The organism is Geodermatophilus sp. SYSU D01186 (genome assembly GCF_054050215.1).
This window is the reverse complement of sequence record NZ_JBJGYW010000012.1, coordinates 64,348-82,745: the sequence shown is the minus strand read 5'-3', so window position 1 is coordinate 82,745 and position 18,398 is coordinate 64,348. Positions and strand designations below refer to the sequence as shown.

Genomic DNA, 18,398 nt, shown 5'->3' with positions numbered 1-18,398 from the left:
ACGGCTCGGTTCCGCTGAGCGGGGCGAGCTGCCGATGGAGGTGGAGTCCATCACCGTCTCTCCACGGGGGTACGTCATGTCCAAGTCCGGCCGGTTCCGCTTCGACGGCGGCGCCGCCACCTACGTGGGGACCGCCCTCCTCGGCGTCCTCATCACCGTCTGCACGCTCGGCATCTGCTACCCGTTCGCGGTGGTCCTGACCCAGCGGTGGCGTGCGAAGCACAGCTACATCGACGGCTTCCCGCTGGTCTTCACCGGCTCGGCCGTCGGGCTGTTCGGCAACTGGATCAAGTGGTTCCTGCTCAGCGTCATCACGCTCGGCATCTACCTGTTCTGGGTCGGCCCGCGGATCACGCAGTGGAAGTGGGAGCACACCGACTTCGACCGCAGCCGCACTCCCTTGCCGCTGACCGACGTCCGCCAGGCCATCCCTGCGCAGCAGGTCGGCGGCCTGCCGATGTCGGGCTACGCGCCGGCTCCGTACGCGCAGCACTGACCCCAGGCGGTCGGGTGGGGGTTTCCGCTCCCACCCGGTCCCGCTGGAGCTCGGACGGCGAGTCCACGGAGACCGCTGTTCCCTATGGGAAGGAGAAGGCATGACGACGTCTCTGGAGGCCCGCCGATCGATGGGCTCCGGCCCGCTGACCGAGCGCTTCGACGAGGCGCTGCTGTTCGCATCGCGGCACCACCGGGAGCAGCTCCGCAAGGGCTCTCGGGTGCCGTACATGACGCACCTGATGAGCGTCAGCGCGCTGGTCATGGAGCACGGCGGGTCAGAGGACCAGGCGATCGCAGCCCTTCTGCACGACGCGGTGGAGGACGCACCGGCCGGCACCGGCGGTGCCGTGCTCGCCGAGATCCGGTCGCGGTTCGGGGACGCCGTCGCCGACATCGTGCGGGCGTGCTCGGACGGCCTGGACGCCGACGGCAACCGCAGCGGGACGTGGCCCGAGCGGAAGCGCCCGTACGTGGCCGGCCTCGCCCACAAGCCGCTCGACGCGCTGCTGGTGACCGCGGCCGACAAGACGCACAACGGGCTCTGCATCGCCGCCGACGTCCGCCGGTACGGGCAGGGCTTCTGGTCGACGTTCAACGCGAGCCGCGACGAGCTGCTCTGGTACTACACGAGCGTGGAGCGGGCGGTCGCCGAGCGGCTTCCGGGGAGCTCGATCGCTGAGGCTCTGCACCGCGCCGTCGACGAGCTGCTCTCCGCAGCCGGCACCGAGCGCGCGGCCGTCCCGATCGAGATGCCGTGAGCTGAGCCGCCCGGGCCATGTGGGCAGTCAGCGGAGCGACGACGCGACCAAACCAACGGATCGTTCGGGTCCGAAACCGCCCCTGGCTGCCGATAGAGACGACGAGCACAGAAGACATGTGCGCCGGGGAGGGGGAACCGTGCGGTTCCGTGGTCGGCAGACCTCTCGCCCCTCCGGCCTGCCGCAAAGAGAGGGGGACTCGTGTCACCAGCTGGCCAGCTTCTAGAAGGTCCTCCGCGGAGCACGCTGCCGGATCGCGGGACGTCCCGGTGGAAGCACGCATCGACCGTCGTGTCCGCGCGGTGAGCACTCCACCCTTTCCCGGGTTCGGCGGTGAAGCCCGTCCCTTCCCCGGCCTGAACAGCCCCGCGTTCCCCGGCCTGAGCTCTCCGGGAGCGGCGAGCAGCAGTGACCCTCTGGGAGGCGCGTCGTTCTCCGCCCCCAGCAGGCAGTCCAGCCAGGCGGAGAAGCCGCCGGTCGGGCTGCTGGTAGCAGCGGTCGCCCTCCCCCTGCTGACCGTGCCCCTGCTGCTGCTGGACGCCTGGTACTGGCACGTGGCCGGGTGGGCCGTCGCCTCCTTCTCGACGGCCGGACTGCTGATCGCCTTCACGTTGATCGACACCGGCCGTCGCGCCAGCGCCTGGTACCTGGGACACGACGGCACCGTGCGCGGACTCCGCCGCGCCGCGATCCTCCTGGCTCTGCTGGCTGCCGCGGCCCACAGCTACTTGTTCGCCGACTGGTTCTCCCGCCTCGGGGTGTTCGCGTGATGGCCCGCGTCGCCCATCGACGGTGGGCACAGGCCGTGGCCCTGTTCGGGGCCGTGCTGGTCCTGCTGGGGACGACCAGCACGGCGTCTGCAGCACCCGCCGGAACCGGCACTGCGGCGTTGCAGGAGTTCGGCGCCTGTCTCGCGGCGACCGGCGAGGCAGACGTCCTCCTGCTGATCGACCAGAGCAGGAGTCTGGGCCGGAGCGATCCGAACGACGTCCGGGTCCCGGCCGCCCAGCTGCTGCTGTCGCGACTCGCCGACACTGCTGCCCGCTCAGGCGGTGCCATCGACCTCGCCGTCAGCGGGTTCGACTCCGCGGTCCGCCCCGCCCTCGGCTGGCAGCCGCTCACCACGGACTCCGTGGACGCCGCTTCCCGGGCGATCGCCGACTTCGCCGACCGCCAGGACGGGATCGACACCGACTACTGGACGGCGCTCACCACGGCTCGCCAGATGCTCGTCGACCACCGCGCGCCCGCAGCGGCTCGGCACTGCCAGGCCCTCGTGCTCTTCACCGACGGCCAGTTCGACTTCTCACCCCGGGTGAGTGCGGCCGACCGGCAGGAGCACGGCACGACCAAGCCGATCCCCGGTGCCGAGAACATCCCCCTCACGTCTCCAGAGCAAGTCAAAGACGTCATCCGGATCGGCACGGACGAGCTGTGCAGGGCCGGCGGCGTCACGGACGCGCTGCGCAGCGACGGCATCCTCCTCATCGCCCTCGGCCTGAACGCCGAGGGCAATGACAACCTGGTCCTGCTGCAGCGCATCGCCGAGAGCAAGCCAGAGCGGTGTGGCGAGCAGCCGCCGTACGGGTACTTCACGGCAGCAACCGACGTCACCGGCTTGGTGCTCGCCTTCGACGCCGTCGGCGACCCGGCCAACCCCCCGCTGCCCGTCGACGAGAAGGGCGTGTGCGTCGCGAAGGTCTGCAGTCAGCAGGCGCACACGTTCGAGCTCGACAGCTCCATCAACTCCATCCACCTGGTCGGCACGAGCAGCGCCGCCGGGATCGACGTCTACATCCAGCCGCCGGGTGCGGACCGGGTGAAGCTGTCCTACGCCGCGGCGGCCCCTACGGGCAGCGTGACGACAGGCGCACTGACCATCCCCTACAAGTGGTATGGCAACGGCGCCTTCGCGATCGACGTCCAGGTGCCGGCCAGTGGGGCCAACTGGACGGGACCGTGGCAGGTCGTCTTCGTCGACCCCACCGGCCGCAACCCGGACGCCGTCAGCAAGACGCAGCTGACCATCCAGGCCGACCTCTTCGCGGCGATCCGCGACCCCGAGAGGGTCGAGTGGCGCGTCGGCGACACGGTGGCGTCGACGGTGTTCGACCTCGTCCGTTCCGACGGGCAGCCGGCGGCACTCGGCAAGCCCGCGCCGACGCTCAGGCTCGACGTCTCCCTCCGCTCCGCCTCCGGTACCGAGGAATCCCTCGCCACCGACCTGACGCCGGAGCGGTTCCGGACACCCGGGACGTTGACCGTGCCGGAGGACTTCCCCTCCGGACCGGCCGAGCTGCGGACCAGCCTCGCCGTCACGACAGTGAGTGGCCTGGACTTGAAGCCCCAGGTGCGCACGGAACAGGTCACGGTCGCCCCCGCGTTCGGCTTCCCGTCGCTCGCAGCCGAAGTGGCCTTCCGCACGGCGACGACCGAAGAGGCCGCGACGGCCACGCTCGACGTCACCGGTCCGGGCTGTGTCTGGGTCGAGAGCGGAGACCAACTCACGCTGGGAGTGCATCCGTTCGGCGTCGCCCCTGACGATCTGGCGGTCACCTCCGCGAACGGAAGCAGCGAGAAGAGCTGCCTCGAGGTCGCCGAGGGACAGACCGGCAAGCTCGAGTTGCAGCTCTCGTCGGACACGTCGGCTTCAGGCGACCTCGCCGGGAGTCTCCAGGTGCACGTAGCTCCGCTGGAGGACACCAGTCGCGCCAGGATCGTCCAGGTTCCGTTCACGGCACAACTGGAGCGAGTGGCGAACACGTCTGTGTTCATCCTGGCCTTCGTCCTGGCCCTCGTGGTCGGGATCGGCATCCCCGTCCTGGTGCTGCTCCTCGGCCGCCGCTGGGCCGCCCGCCTCCCCACCGCAGCCCTCCAGTCAGCGCTCATCGACGTGCGGGTGGGGGCCGGTGGTCTCCGGCTCGCCGACGGCAGTCCCCTGACCGTGCCCGACCGGTGGGACCTGGTCCCGCCGGCGCAGTCGGGGCGTCGTCGCACCCGCCTGTCGTCGATCCCGGTGCGCGCCAAGGCCGGCAGGCGACTGTCCGACGCCGGCTTCGCCGAGGTGGACGACGAGCGTCGCGTCGGCGTCTCCGGAGCCCCGGGCGGTCGCTCGCCGCGATCCCTGCGCGCACGGCTACCACTCGCGCTCCAGGGCAGCTGGACCCTGCTGATGACCCGGGCGCACGCCGAATCCGCGGACAGCGATGTGCCGGCTCAGCTCCTCATCGTCTCGGACTCCGCGGCCACTCCGCAGAAGCGGGACGACGTCATCGCCCGCGCCCGCGATGAGGCGCCGGCGGCTGCAGAGTCCCTCCGGGAGGCCGCGCGGGCCCGTCGATCGGGAGAGCCCACGGTGTCGGCCGCGCCGCCGGCTGCCGGTTCCGACGATCCGTTCGGCCTCGGGCAGCCTCGCTCGAACGGCTCGGCCGGTGCGGCGCCCGCTGATCCGTTCGCAGCCGGCGGTCCGAGCTCGTTCATCCCTCCGAGGCCACGCGCCAACCCGGTCGAGGCCCCGCCACGACCGGCGGTCGACGACCCCTTCAACCGCTGACGGTTCCACCACCAGGAGATACTCACGTGTACAAGATCTGTGTCGTCGGGCTCGGTGGCTCGGGCGGGAAGACACTCCAGTTCCTCATGGACCAGCTCCGCTCGGAGCTCGCTCGGCACGGTTGGACCGAGGACCGTCTCCCCCGCTGTTGGGAGTTCGTCCACGTCGACGTCCCGCCGACCCCCGACGGCGTGGGCGCGGGTCTTCCGCCGACCGTTCCAGCTCTAGGCGGCACGTACATCCCGGTGAGCAGCCCGACGGACAGCTATGCGGTCCTCGACAGTGCGCTGCAGTCGAACCTGATGAACCAGCCGACGGGTAGTCAGCTGCGCCAACTGGTCCGCTGGCGGCCGCATGCCGCCCGGGTCACGACGCCGATCACCCTCGGCGCCGGCCAGTACCGGGCCGTCGGCCGGCTGTTGACACTGGCGCGGGCGAGCATGGTCTACGACAAGCTCGTCCCGGTCGCCGAGCGGCTCAACCAGAGCAGTGCAGACCGTGACCTGGCTGAGGTCGCGCGCCTGCTGGGCCTGCCTGCGGCACCGTCGCAGGGCTCCATGGTGCTCGTCGTCTCCTCCCTCGCCGGCGGGACCGGGGCATCCATGACGCTCGACGTCTGCAACCTGCTGCGGGCGGTCGCCGCCCAGGTGCCGAACTTCCGCGCCGAGTCGCTGGCGTTCCTCTACACGCCCGACGTGTTCGACAAGCTCGAGCCCGGTCAGCGCGCGGGCGTCAACGCCAATGCCCTCGGCACCGTCTCGGAACTGATGTCGGCGATGGCATCGCGCCAGCGTCCCTGGGAGTCGGCGGAGTGGTCCGTCTACGGCGGCGTCCCCCGTCCCTCTGGTGTTGGCCGCGGCCCGGAGCTGGTCTTCCCCGTCGGGTCCTTCAACGGCATCAGCGGCGCCCGCTTCGGTGACGGCAAGGCCGACACCATCTACCGCGGTTTCGCCCGCTCCCTGACCGCGCTCTGCATGTCCGAGGCGCAGCAGACCCAGCTGATGGCGTACGCCATCGGGAACCTCGGCGTCATCGCCGGTTCGGTCCAGGACGGGACGATGCTGAGCCTGCAGCCGGCTCGGGGCGGGGCGGACGTCGAGTCCAACCAGCCGCTGGTCTTCGGGTCCATCGGCTTCGCCTCCATCGGGCTGGGCCGGGACCGCTACGCGGAGTACGTCGCCCAGCGCCTGTCGCGACAGGGGGTCGAGCGGCTCGTACGCGGGCACGTCGACCTCGCCGTCCAGCAGGGACAGCGCAGCCCGCAGCAGGCGATCAGCGAGAACGCGGCCGAGTACTACCCCCAGTTCCTCGCCTGGGCAGGACTGCCCGAGCTGCACGCCCGGAACGGGCAGTCGCTCCGCAGCCTCGTGCACGACGTGTGGTCCGAGCCCCTCCGCGAGGCGCTCAGCGCCGAGCTGACCCGCGACACGGTCGGTCCGGTGCTGCAGGCGGGGGTCTCCGGCAGCGGCGACTTCTTCGCCCAGCACCTGTCCAGCCTCGTGGTCTCGTCCTACAAGAAGGTGCTGGATCGGGTCGACGCCGACCTCCGGCTGGCAGCTGTCCGTTGGGTCCCGGAGATCCAGTCACGCCTGGAGACCGCCACCGTGCGGGTGATCGGAGAACGTGGCATCCCGACCGCGGAGCGGGTCCTCCAGATGTTCGCCGCCGATCTCCAGCACGCGGCGGAGCAGTTGAGCCACGCGTCGTCGATCGTCCAGTCCCCGCAGGCGATCGCCGCGGACGTGACCGCCGAACTGCAGACGATCACGGTCACCATCGACACGCACCACGGCTCCATCGGCCAGGCAACGGGCAAGGTGCGCACCCACTACGCCGACGTCCTGCTGCGCCGGAGTGGCGCTCTGGTCGGCGATCTCCTGGGGCAGCTGCAGGGCGACCTCCTTCAGCCGCTCTCGACGGCGCTCGGTCAGTGCCGGGCCGAGCTGGAGGCAGCGGAGGCCGTGTCGGTGGGGTCCGCGCCGGTCGCCACGGTGGCGACCACCCTCGTCCAGCAGTGGCCGGCGGGTGACGACGTGCCGTCCCGGTTCGCCACGGCTCAGAACGAGGTCCTCCTGGAGGACATCACCAGCTATCCGCGCTCGTACACCGACCACCTGGTCCAGACCTTCAGCGGCTTCGACGGCGGAGGCGCTGCGGCTCCGTCCGCCGGACGCAGCGAGGAGCTGGCCCTCTTCGAGGTGCTCACCTGGCTGCGTGCCGACTCCCGGACACAGCTGCGCAGCGCCGACCGGCTGCGTGGCCTGGACGCCCAGGGCGTCCCGACACGGATCGGACGCCGATCGGAGTGGTGGCCGCAGGCCCTGTCGGCGATGAGCCCGTCGCGTCCGGCCAGCTACGAACTCGACCTCCACCACGAGGCAGTCCTCGACGGCGCACGCGCCTGGGTGGGCCGTCGCGGCGAGGTGCTCGGCAACTTCATCGCCGAGGGGCTCGACACCTACCTCAACCGGCCCGGGGCGAGCAGCTTCGAGCAGGCTGAGACCGCCCGGACGTTCACCGCCAAGTTCAACGCCGCATTACGCCTGGCTGCGCCCCTCGTCGGAGTCGATGCCCAGATGGTGCGGGCGGTCCACGACCGCCCCGTCCAGGTCGGCTACCAGTTCGGCGAGCTGCCCTTCGCGAGCTCGCCTGGCGTGGTCTCCCAGCTCGTGGAGTCGCTCAAGGCGGAGCAGTCCGTCGAGCCACTGACCGTGGAGAGGTTCGAGCAGGCGGTGACGGCGGTCTCGCGCAACCGGATCAACATCATCGGGACGTACGCCCACCTGTACAACCCGATCGTCTTCTCGTCGCTGCAGAAGCCGATCCGCAAGCAGTGGACCGAGTCGGCCTCCCCGCAGCTGCGGAGCGCCTTCTGGACGTTGCGCCGCGGCAGGTCACTCATCGACTTCACACCCGTCTCGAGCGCCTGGGTGCAGTGCATGGTGACGGGGTGGCTGATCGGCCGGCTCACCGGTGAGGTCCTGCTCCCCGGGGAAGGGCCCGTCGCTGACGGCGGCGTGGCCGTGTGGTCGGAGGAGCACCGGCAGCTGACCCGGCTGCCTCACCCCCTGCTGGGCGCGGAGAACGTGCAGCGCGACGCCCCCGGTTGGGGCCTGGTCGGCGCGGTCGTCGAGTCACTGCCCCTGGCGATCGCGCTGTGCGACGGCGACACCCAGCTGACCGCACTCCGGCCGTACCAGTCGCTGTTCCAGCTCGGGCGTCACCTGCAGGATCCGCGGAACCGCCAGCCGTCCGAGACGCTGCTCCCCTGGCTGCGCACGGGTCTGGGCCGCAGCGGCGAGCTGCCGCGGGGCGCTGCCCCGACGGCGTTGACCGTGCAGGAACGCCTGTCGTCGGCGCAGCAGTGGTGCCAGGCGTTGCAGGCGGATGCCACCAAGCTGCTGCCTCAGGACCGTGAGTTCCCCGGCGAGCGGGGTGGCTTCAGTGACATCACCCCGTTCAACTTCTGGGACGTCCCGCGGGAGTGGGAACTGGCCCGGCAGCTGGTCGTTGGGACGCAGCAGCTCCTGAGCAACCTCGAGCTGCCCGTGTACACCGGCGCTGGCCCGCTGCCCCCGGTGAACCCCGAGTACATCCAGGTGCCGGTGTGACGGCCCCCGAGCGGCTGGCCACGCTCGTCGTCGGCCGGCTACAGGACGAGCCGGTGGCCGAGGTGCTGGACGTCGTCCGCGACTGGACGACGCTGGAGCTGCTCGCTCCCTCCCTCTGGCTCGACGTCGACCAGGACCCCAGCGCGGCCCTGCTGTCGGTGCTCGACCAGGACGGGATGCGAGCACACCGAGCCGAGTCCTGGCTCGCGCTCAACGGCGTGACCGGCCTGCGGATCGTCCTGCTGCAGGTGTTCGCGGACAGCGAGCCCGTGCCGGTCAGTGACGCGGTCGCACGTGGACTCCTCGAGGCGATCGGGCTCAGCGGGCACCCGCTGGTCAACCTCCTCGTACCGGCCACCTCCGGCACGTCCATCCCGGTCGAGGCCACGCTCACGTCGCGACCGAACGTGCTGCTCCAGGCCCGTGACGGGCAGGGACCGGGCGCAGTGACGCGAGCCGTGCCCCGGGACGAGCTGGCCCAGCACGCCGCCTCCGGCCTCGCGGTGGTGGGCGGTCTCTGGTCGGCCATGGACGAGGCGCCCTTCGACGGATCCGCGAGCTGGCCGGGACGCCACGTCGTCGTGGCTCGGGCCCACGCTCGCGTGCTCGACTCGCGCGCCGTCCTCAGTGGGCTGTCCGAGTCGGTGTACCGCGCCGAGGGGACCCTGCCGCGGCCCCGGACCGTCTCCGGCGACCGGCTGACCGAGGTCCCGGATGTGCACGCTCTCGCCACGGCGGAGACAGCGGCGACCACGGTGGTCGACGCACACGCCGGGATCACGCGCTTCCGCCCGCCCACGCCGTTCCAGTCACAGCCGCCGCGCCGCATCCGCCTGTTCGACGCGGTGCGGCAGTTCCTCTCCTTCCTCTGGACAGTCGTGCGCAGGGCGCCGATCTCGTGGGCTGACGCGGTCGTCCGGCGAACTGCACAGCGCCTGTCGGCAGCGGCCACGTCCGCACTGTTCGGGGAGGGGACGTCCTACGAGGTCGTCGTCCTCGGGCTGCGCCCGGACGGCTCCCCCGCCTCGCACCACGAGGACGACGTAGCGGCCTTGATCGACTCAGCTCAGCAGCTGGCCGGCGTCGTCTCACCCGGTACCGAGTTCACCGCCGTCGACACCAGTGTGTTCTGGTCCGAGATGACGGCCGTGGGCGTGAGCCTGGCCGATGGCTCGGACGTCCCCTCGCAGGTCAAGATGCCGATGCTGGGGGCAGACCGGCAGGTGATCAGTCGGCCTGAACTGATCGTGCGTCCGGAGACGACCGAGTCGCACGGCCTGCCGGTGGGGGTGCTGCCCAGCACGAGCCAGCTGACGATCGAGTTCGACGACCCGTATCTGGCCGTGCAGGCACACCGGTTGCTCGGAGAGCACCTGGGCCGCCCGGCCGGGTCGTCGGACGACCCGTCCCGCTTCGCGGTCATCGACAGGGCTCGTCACTCGCTGGGGGGCTGGATCGGGCGGCAGCGCAGCTATGCCTGGCGGGTCGGGTTGGAACTGGCCCAGGAGCTCGAGAGCGCGCGACGCACGCTCGCCGAGGCCGTTCGCTGGGAAGCTGCTGATCTGACGGGGGCGCCGCCACGCTCGGTGATGGACGCCCAGCGCCGGACCCGCCGGTACGTCCTCGCCTCGTTGGCCGTTCTGGTGGCCCTCTGGGCGGTCGCCGGTGGTCTCGTGGCCTACGACGTGTTCGCGTGGGAGCTCGGCACCGCTGTCGCGGTGCTGCTCTTCCTGCTCTGGCTCGGCCTCTCGACGAGGGTCTTCACACGCAACCAGCGCGCCCTCTTCCAATGGCTGCACTCGCAGGAGGAGTCCCTCCGCCGACGCCAGTGGGCGCTGGAGTGCTCGGTGCACGTGGCCGGCGAGGTGCACCGCCTCGGCGTCCTCTACCGCCAGAGCCGGCTCTGGACCCGCGCCCTAGGTGCCGTGGTCCACGACCCGTTCGGCACCGCGTCGACCGCCGCCGAGCCAGACGGCTACCCGACGGAGCTCAGTGGTTGCCTGCCGCTGGCCACGTCGATCGGCGTCGCCCACTTCGACCCGGAGACACAGGGCCAGTTGTTGCACGAGGCCCGGCGCGCCCACCTGGGCATCGGCTGGCTCGGCAAGCAGCTGCACCGGCGGGTGGAGGGAGCACTCGCTGCGCGCTCGAAGCAGTACGGCCGGCCGGAGCACCGGACGGTCTGGAGCGACACCGGCTACTCCGCTGAGGGCTCACTCACGGAGCTCGTGGACACCTTGGGCACCGCTGGCGATCAGCGGAAGGCCGCTGCCGAAGCGGACGATCGGCTGCTCAGTTGGCTGCGGTCCTTGGCAGCCGAGTGGTCGCTGGCAGAGCTCCACCCGCAGGTGGAGGTCACCGCAGGCGCGGTCCCGGGCCGTCTCACCGGCGAGGCCTTCCTCGCCCCGGTCCTCGTCCCGGCGACCCGCCTCGACGCTCTGGGCTTCAGCGCCACGGGCGCGGCCGCGCTGTCGAACCAGGTACAGGACACGGCGATCGCGGCGGCCGGAGTGCCCGTGTCGATGGAGGGCGCCCGATCGCTGGGCGTACTCCCGGGCGCGGAGCGGACCAGCATGGACCGGTTCGTCGCGCGGCTGGACGCCACGCGGCAGCTGACGCTCGAACAGGTGGGCCACTTCAGCGCTGAGCCGGAGCCGGCCACTTCTGGTCACGGCATCCAGGAGCCACCGTCCACGGGGATCACGGTCCAGCTGTGACCCTGCCCCGCCATCGCGTCAACACGTCCTGTCGCCCGCCGCAGTGGATGGCGTGGCAGTTGGAAGAGGTAGCTGCCCGATGACCGTCCTGATGACCCCGAACCAGCGATACGTGTTGGTCGGCTCCCGCTGCCGCATCGAGTGGCAGGGACTCGGACCGGACGACGAGGTGAACGCTCGACTGCTCTCCGAGCAGGCACCCGCGATCGTCTTCCCTCGCGAGCCGGTGACCGGCTTGCGGCCTCAGCCGCACGCGGCCCGCGGGACGTGGCTGCTGGACCTGACCGCGGTGGGTGACGAGGTCAGCCGACTGGACCTCGTGGTGGAGACGCGCACGTCCGCCGGCATCTCGTTGGGACTCGAGGTCGCCGGCTCCGTACCGGGGATCGCGGCGCAGGTCCTCCAGCATCCCGGGATGACCACCGTGCCCGGTGCGCCGATGCTCGCGCTGCGGGTCGTCCGACAGGGCGCGGAGTGGACCGCGGCGGCCTTCGACGCTGCGTTCGTCGACGGCTCAGGTGAGGAGAGCGGCTCCATCCCCGTCCACGCTCCGCTCCAGGCGCCCGCGGTCCTGGCGCGGCGCGAGAACCTCGTCCGCCGCGGAGAGACGGTGACCGCCGTCGTCGACCTCTCGGCGTCGATGCGACCGCGTCTCGCCGCGGGCACCGTCGCAGGCGTGCTGACCGCGCTCCAGGCGGTCGCGGGAGCGGCGGACCAGCGCGAGCTGCAGGTGGTGGGCGTCAGCGATCGCGCGTACGGTCCGCGGCCGCTCGGCGTGTCCGACGACGCGGGAGCATTCCTCCGCGCCTGGGTGCGGGAGATCGGCCTGCGCACAGGTGTACGAGGGACCACCGAGCAGTGGGTGACTACTCAGGCGCCCTCCGGCCTGGTGGTGTCGATCTCCGACCAGGAACCCGATGAGGAACCGGCTCCGCCGACCGTTCGTCGTCATCAGGTCGTCCTGGTCGCTCCGGGTACAGGCGAGACCCCCCGAGCCCAGCGGCGCGGCACGGTGGTGCTCTCTGAGCCGGCCCTGTCCACGGTCGCCGTGGTCGAGGCCCTCGCCAGGTCCGCCTGAGCAAGCAGCTCGCACACCCCCGCACTGGCGCTCTGGCGCATCCCCACCCACGAACACGACAGGAACCGGCCCGTGGCTCCGTCCCTCTACCGTCAGCTCCGCACCGCTCGCGACGAGCACGGCATCGCGCCGGACGCCAGCGACGGCGCGCTCATGCTGGTCGCCCAGTCTCGGACCGACGATCCGTCTCTCCTCGCGGAGGTCCTCGCCGACAAGGGACTGACCCTCGATCCGAGTTCCCTCGAGGCGCTGGCCTGGGTCATCCACAGCAGTCGCGCTTCTGCCACCGAGGACGACACGAGCGCAGGCGCTGACCGCCCCGTCGTCCCCGGGGCGGGCGAGGTCTCCGAGGACGAGACCGTCGTCGCGCCGACGGATGCATCCGGCCAGCGGACCACGTCCATCACCTCTCGACGCAAGAAGCGCAGGGGCGCCTCGACCGCCGAGTCGACACCCGTGGCTCAGGGCGATGTGGAGCCCGATGCAGCACCGTCGCAGGCTGCCGCGCCCGCTCCTGGAGAAGCCGCGTCCGTCCGCTCGAGCGACGAGCCCGACCCTGCGGACCCTCAGACGCCGCTGGACGACGTGGAGGACGTCGACGTCCGGGAGGACCCGAAGCCGCCCGTGCTCGACGTCGAGGAGGAGCCGAAGGCCGAGGAGGAGCCGAAGGGCGAGGACATCCACGTCTTCTCGGACCACGTCGACGTCTGGTCCATCCGGGACCACGCCGTCGACTTCCGTCATGTGCCGGGTGGTGCTCTCGAGCTCTCGTGGCCGGCGTTGGACACCGACGGGGGTGCCCTCCGCTACCTCGTCGTCGGCTCGCCGTCCGGCGTTCCCGTCCGGCCCAGCGCCGGCACGCGTCTCGTGCTGACCGACGACGCTCGCGCCCAGGTGCCAGTGGGCAGCGGCCCGTTCTTCGCCGTGTTCAGCTACGTGTCCCCGGAGGCTGACGACCTCGTCGCCGTGGCCCCGGTCCACCACGCGTCGGGGCGGGTCGTGCCCGAGGTCGCGGACCTGCGCGTCAGCACTCACACCGACGCCATCGTGCTGACCTGGACGACGCCGTCGGGCGTCGACCGCGTCCGGGTCATGCGCGGCCTCGAGCGGGAGTCGCTGCCCGCAGGCTTCGACGCCGCCCTGGAGATCCCCTCCTACGCCGGCCACGCCCGCGACACCGACGTCCAGCCCGGACGCCGCTACGAGTACCGCGTGCTCACCCAGTCGGTGAGCAGCAACGGCGACCAGTCGCTGTCGGCCGGCCTCGAGGTGATCGCCGAGATCCCTGCCGTCCCCGAGCCGGTCGCTGCCCTCGCCGCCGAGGTCACCGGGGAGAGCCCGCGAGCCCGGGTGGAACTGCGCTGGCCCACGCCGCCACTCGGCCGCGTGGTCGTCTACCAGTCGTCCACGGTCCCGGAACACGCGGCGACCAACCGCGTCATCACGACCGCCCAGTTGGACGGTCTCGCGCTCGGAACGCGCATCGGCGAACCCGTCGCCGATGAGGGGGGCACCTCGTCCATCGCCGGGCTGCCCTTCGATGTCACCCACGGCGCACGCCGGGCGTACACCCCTGTGACGCTGATCGGGAACCAGGCCGCCGTCGGTCCCGCCACGGTCGTCAACCTGCTGGGCCCGGTCACCGAGCTCGAGCTGACCGAGCGCGTCACCTGGCAGCTCCTCCGCTTCGCCTGGCCGGAAGGCGCGACGTTCGCGTTCGTCGAGCGCGGCAGTCGAGTGGGCCCCGACGGCAGTCCGCCGACCCGCGTGTCCCGTGACGAGTACGAGCGTCAGGGCGGCCTGCCGCTCAAGCTGCCCAAGGAGGGCTGCGAACTCTTCGTCCGGGGGGCGGTCATCTACGCCGGTGAGTGGACCACCGGGCCCATCACACCTCTGACGTACCCGGGCAGGTGGGTGCTGCGGTACCGGTTCGAGAAGGTCGGGCTGATGGGCCGACGCCGCAGTCTGCAGGTGCACGTCGACCGGCCGTGGCGCGGCGTCCGGCTGGCCCTCACGCACCGCGCCGACCGAGTCCCGCTCCACGTGTACGACTCACCCGAGACGCCGTCTCAGGTGCCCGTCGACGGGGCTGTGCTGCCGGAGAACGAGTGGGTGACCATCGGCGAGGTCCCCGTGCGCTCCGACGGGTACACCCGGTTGTTCGCGCATCTGCAGGACGCTGCTCCCATCGTGATCGACCCGCCGATGACACCGCGTACGCCGGACGCGGCTCCCCCCGCGCTGGGTGTGACCGCCGTGCGTTGCGTGCGGTGCATGACGACGCAGGACCACGCCACGCAGCTCTTCCGCTGCGCCGGCTCGTGCGCTCCCGAACCCGACCCCAATCGATCGGCCTTCCTGGGGCAGGCCGTGCACCTCCGGCCGCTCTTCCAGGTCGACGATCGCCGTCTACCCGCGGCCGCGTGCCCCCGCTGCGGCACGTTGTCCGAGGACCACGTGTGCAGGGCCTGCCACGCCTCCCTGCCGCCGGAGAGCGCCATCAGCGACCCGGTCAGCATGACCGTCGTCGGGGCTCGGGGAACCGGCAAGACGACGTACATCCTCAGCCTGCTGGCGTTCCTCCAGGAGGTCTGGGGGCGGGCGAACGGTGCGTCGGCAGCACCACTGGACAGTCACAGCGCCGGCCGTCTACGGCAGCTCCAGGAGCCGTTCGAGCACGGGCGGACCGTGGGGTCGACCGTGCGGGCGGAGCAGAACCCGGAAGTGCTCGCGCCGATGGTCCTACGGCTGGACGAGCACAACGGCCGGCAGCGCACCTTGGCCCTGTACGACGTGGCCGGCGAGGACGTCGAGAACCGGAGCGCCGTCCGCCCCTACGGGCCGTCACTGGCCTCGACCGACGCGATCCTGTTCCTCCTCGACCCGCTCCAGCTCCCGGAGGTGCGGAACCTGCTCGACGGGCAGATCGCCCTGCCTCCTCGGGCCGGTGACCCCATGGTCGTGATGGAGAACGTGATCGCTGAGATCCGCCAGCGGACCGGTCGCAGCCGGATCGACGTCCCGGTCGCGATCGCGCTGAGCAAGATCGACGGCATCCACCGGGCAGTGCGGACACCGGGCACCAACGTGACCGGGTTGTTGAACGGGGGGTCCACGCTCATGCAGGACCCCACCCCTGCGGAGAGCCTGCGCCTGGACGCCTCCGACCGCCGTCAGGTCCACGAGGAGACCAGGAGCCTCCTCCTCACGCTGGGCGCCACGCAGTTCGTGCACCTGGTGGAGAACACCTTCACGCGGACGGAGTACTTCGCCGTGTCCGCCCTGGGGCATGCACCGGCCGGCGGGACGACGCTGTCCGCCGCGGGGGTGTCCGCATTCCGGGTCGCCGACCCGTTGCGCTGGTTGGTCGACCGTCGTTGGCCGACGCGGAGGCGCTGAGGTCGATGCTGCGCGGTCAGTTCACGTACACGGCGTCCCAGCGACCGGGCCCCTGGGACGACCACCCCGGCTGGAAGGTCCAGTCGGTCCTCGCCGTGCCCGGACGTGCGCCCCTGTCTGAGGAGGTGGTGCGACAGGCTGCTGGCTTCACGGGCGGCTTCATCCCGCCGGTCGTGCCGGAGCTCGCATCCCGCGCCGACGTCGACGCCCTGCCCCGACGTCTGCGCCTGGACGTCGTCGACGATCGACTCGTGTGCCTCAGTCACGTGGTGGCGGCGGGGCCGGACTACTCCGGTCGCGCGAACTTCTTCGCCCACGGCCTGCTCGTGGAGCCAGGAGACGACGAGGACGATGACGACGGCTCCTACCTCCGACCGGCGGATCTGTGGCACGCAGACCACTGGCTCCGTCCGCTCGGTCCGGTGGAGGCGGAGACCGCGCAGCCCGATCCAGCACTCACCCGTCTCCCGCGTGGTGCGCTCGACGACGCGGCGCTCGAGGAGTTCATGCGCCGGCACCCCAACCAGCGGGACATGGTGCTGGCAGCGGTGGAACGGCGCCTCGTCGGTGGGGGTGGCCCTGTCGTCGTCGTAGGGGACGATCCCGAGTCGGTCGTGCAGTGGATGCGCCTCGTCGGGTCTCTCGTGCTGCCGGCGACTGCGTGGCAGCTGCCGTTCAGTTCGTACGAACGGGCCCGTGACCTAGATGCCAGGTCCGCCCAGCCGTTCGCGATCGTGGGGGTGCCGGCCGCCGACGGAGCGGCTGCCGCTGCCCTTCCGGGATCGCACTTCGCCGTGCTGCAGGACGGTGAGCCTCCGCTGCGCGGTGGAGTGGATCACTGGACGCTGCCCGATGGTCGCGAGCTGGTGGCAGGGCCGTGGGCGCGACTGGCGGAGTCCGTCGTGCTGACAGGGCTGACGCCTGCAGTCGCCGAGATCGTGGACGCGCTGGCTGACGAAGTCGGCGCGTCGGCGACCGACGAGCCGCTGTGGGCCCTTGGGGCGGCCGTGCTGCTGCTCGACGATCTGCCCTGGGACGAGCTGGCCGAGGACGCCGCCGAGCTCGTGCTGGCTTGCTGGCCACGCGCCCTCGACGCGGAGGTCTCGACGATCAATCTGCTCCTCGACCGGCTGCATGAGCACGCTGACTGGGACACGATCGCGAACGCGATCAGCCGGCGCGCCCCGGACGCGTCCGAGAGCCTGGTCGAGCAACTGGTCCGCGTGGATCCCCTGCGCGAAGCGTTGGCGGGCCCGGCCGAGTACCGGCGAACGGGGCGCTCGGTCCCCACGTCCCTCCCCGGCCTGCTGCCCGGCATGCAGAACGAGCTCGAGACGATCCTGCGGAACGCGCTGGACTGGGTGGACGGCGCAGGCGCCATCGCGCCCAGGGCACTACTGCACATCGCCTCGTTGTTGGCGACGACCAGCCCGTTGCAGCGACGAGTCACCGAGCTGGCCCGGACCCTCGTGGTCCCCCGGCTCCTCGACGAGAGCGTCGATCCGCGAGTCCTGGGCTGGCCATCCATGCCCGAGTGGCTCTGGCTCCAGCTCCGTCCCGTCCTCACGAGCGAGCTGGAGCAAGGGCAGCACGAGCCGGGCCGGGCCTTCTCGAGAGCAACGCACGAGTGGTTGGGAGACCTCGGGCGGCTACCCGGGGAACTCCGGTTCCAGAGCCTTCGGTTGACCGAGCCGGTCGAGTGGGAACGCGCGGCCTACACGGTGTTCCGTGCACGGAGGTCGGTGTCGCGTGCACGAGGGGAGGCCTCTGAGCTGGAACGCGGGGCCGCCTTTCTGTCCGCCGTCCACAACGATGACCTGCCCTTTCCTGACGGGCGCTGTGCGCGGGCTGCTCTGGACACCTATCCCCGTGAGCTCCTGGATCTCCGCCAGGCGCTGATCCTGATGCGGTCCGTGCCGGCCGATCTGCCCTTCGCGGACGTGCTGCTCGACGTGTTGGACCGGACACCCCCCAGTCACGAGTCGAGGCAGGGCATCAAGGAGCTGCGCGCACGCGAGCGGCTGTTGCCCAGTCAGGAGAAACGGGTGTCTCGTCACCTCGCCAAGCCCTCAGTCTGACGAGAGTGGTCGCTGCGACCGGCGAGGCACGGGGAGCCGTCCGCGGGAGTGCCCGACTCAAGCTCCGGGGTCTCCCGGACGAAGATGCCCCCAGAGAATGCACACGCCTGAACACACGGGGGACCGCCATGGCGAAGCTGGACAAGTTGATCGAGCAGGCTCGTGAGCACCTTGAGCCGGGCGAGGTCATCAAGGGCGCCGTTCAAGGCACCTACGAGACCAAGATCATGGGTAGCGAGACCGTGCGCACCGGAATCCTCGTCGCCACCGATCGGCGAGTGGTGTTCTACGCGAAGAAGTTCACCGGCTATGACCTCGAGTCGTTCCCTTACGGCAACATCTCCTCTTTCGAGCAGGGCAAGAACATGATGGGGCACAACATCACGTTCTATGCCTCGGGCAACCGCGTCCACGTCAAGTGGATCCCGACCGATGAGAACCTCGTCCGGCTGACCGAGGAGGTCAAGGCCGCGATGAACGCCAAGCACGTCATGGGCCAGCCTGCACCGCAGGTCGCTGCTCCTCAGCCCGACATCATGGGCCAGCTCAAGCAGCTCGGGGAACTCAGAGACGCCGGCATCTTGACCCAGGAGGAGTTCGACACCAAGAAGGCCGAACTCCTCGCTCGCCTCTGATCTGGCCGGCTGCCCGCTCGGCCACCAAGCCGCAATCTTTTCCGGTTGACCGGCTCCCCCTCGTGGTGGAG

The 18,398-nt window shown here is 71.0% G+C and carries 10 protein-coding genes; all 10 read left to right on the top strand.

All coding sequences use genetic code 11. From position 1 onward, the window contains the following. Positions 1 to 34 precede the first annotated feature (34 nt). The gene (locus ACI784_RS11115; RefSeq protein WP_457013505.1) at positions 35 to 496 is read left to right on the top strand and encodes a DUF898 family protein; all 462 of its coding nucleotides are present in this window, start codon (positions 35 to 37) and stop codon (positions 494 to 496) included. Positions 497 to 596: 100 nt separating this feature from the next. Then, the gene (locus tag ACI784_RS11110) at positions 597 to 1,256 is read left to right on the top strand and encodes an HD domain-containing protein (RefSeq protein WP_457013504.1); all 660 of its coding nucleotides are present in this window, start codon (positions 597 to 599) and stop codon (positions 1,254 to 1,256) included. A 302-nt stretch (positions 1,257 to 1,558) separates the two neighbouring features. Beyond that, on the top strand, positions 1,559 to 2,026 hold the full coding sequence (locus tag ACI784_RS11105; RefSeq protein ID WP_457013503.1) for a hypothetical protein: 468 nt from the start codon (positions 1,559 to 1,561) through the stop codon (positions 2,024 to 2,026). Then, on the top strand, positions 2,026 to 4,809 hold the full coding sequence (locus ACI784_RS11100) for a VWA domain-containing protein (protein WP_457013544.1): 2,784 nt from the start codon (positions 2,026 to 2,028) through the stop codon (positions 4,807 to 4,809). The genes ACI784_RS11105 and ACI784_RS11100 overlap by 1 nt, the downstream gene beginning before the upstream one ends. A 26-nt stretch (positions 4,810 to 4,835) precedes the next feature. Continuing rightward, positions 4,836 to 8,420 (top strand): tubulin-like doman-containing protein, encoded by a 3,585-nt coding sequence (locus ACI784_RS11095; protein ID WP_457013502.1) that lies wholly within the window; start codon positions 4,836 to 4,838, stop codon positions 8,418 to 8,420. Continuing rightward, positions 8,417 to 11,137: a hypothetical protein gene (locus ACI784_RS11090; RefSeq protein WP_457013501.1), complete on the top strand. Its 2,721-nt coding sequence runs from the start codon at positions 8,417 to 8,419 to the stop codon at positions 11,135 to 11,137. The genes ACI784_RS11095 and ACI784_RS11090 overlap by 4 nt, the downstream gene beginning before the upstream one ends. 79 nt (positions 11,138 to 11,216) lie before the next feature. After that, positions 11,217 to 12,215: a hypothetical protein gene (locus ACI784_RS11085; RefSeq protein WP_457013500.1), complete on the top strand. Its 999-nt coding sequence runs from the start codon at positions 11,217 to 11,219 to the stop codon at positions 12,213 to 12,215. A 585-nt stretch (positions 12,216 to 12,800) separates the two neighbouring features. Beyond that, positions 12,801 to 15,614 carry a TRAFAC clade GTPase domain-containing protein gene (locus ACI784_RS11080; RefSeq protein ID WP_457013499.1) on the top strand — a complete coding sequence of 938 codons (2,814 nt, stop codon included), beginning with the start codon at positions 12,801 to 12,803 and terminating at the stop codon, positions 15,612 to 15,614. Next, positions 15,593 to 17,692, top strand: a complete 2,100-nt coding sequence (locus ACI784_RS11075) for a GAP1-N2 domain-containing protein (protein WP_457013498.1) — start codon at positions 15,593 to 15,595, stop codon at positions 17,690 to 17,692. Before ACI784_RS11080 ends, ACI784_RS11075 begins: the two co-directional genes overlap by 22 nt. 128 nt (positions 17,693 to 17,820) lie before the next feature. Further along, complete coding sequence (locus tag ACI784_RS11070) at positions 17,821 to 18,327, top strand: PH domain-containing protein (RefSeq protein ID WP_457013497.1); 507 nt, start codon at positions 17,821 to 17,823, stop codon at positions 18,325 to 18,327. Positions 18,328 to 18,398 lie beyond the last annotated feature (71 nt).

What these genes read in the sequence shown, in the direction of transcription:
- ACI784_RS11115 (WP_457013505.1), top strand. Translation starts at nt 35, where the DNA reads ATGGAGGTGGAGTCCATCACCGTCTCTCCACGGGGGTACGTCATGTCC.
- ACI784_RS11110 (WP_457013504.1), top strand. Translation starts at nt 597, where the DNA reads ATGACGACGTCTCTGGAGGCCCGCCGATCGATGGGCTCCGGCCCGCTG.
- ACI784_RS11100 (WP_457013544.1), top strand. Translation starts at nt 2,026, where the DNA reads ATGGCCCGCGTCGCCCATCGACGGTGGGCACAGGCCGTGGCCCTGTTC.
- ACI784_RS11085 (WP_457013500.1), top strand. Translation starts at nt 11,217, where the DNA reads ATGACCGTCCTGATGACCCCGAACCAGCGATACGTGTTGGTCGGCTCC.
- ACI784_RS11070 (WP_457013497.1), top strand. Translation starts at nt 17,821, where the DNA reads ATGGCGAAGCTGGACAAGTTGATCGAGCAGGCTCGTGAGCACCTTGAG.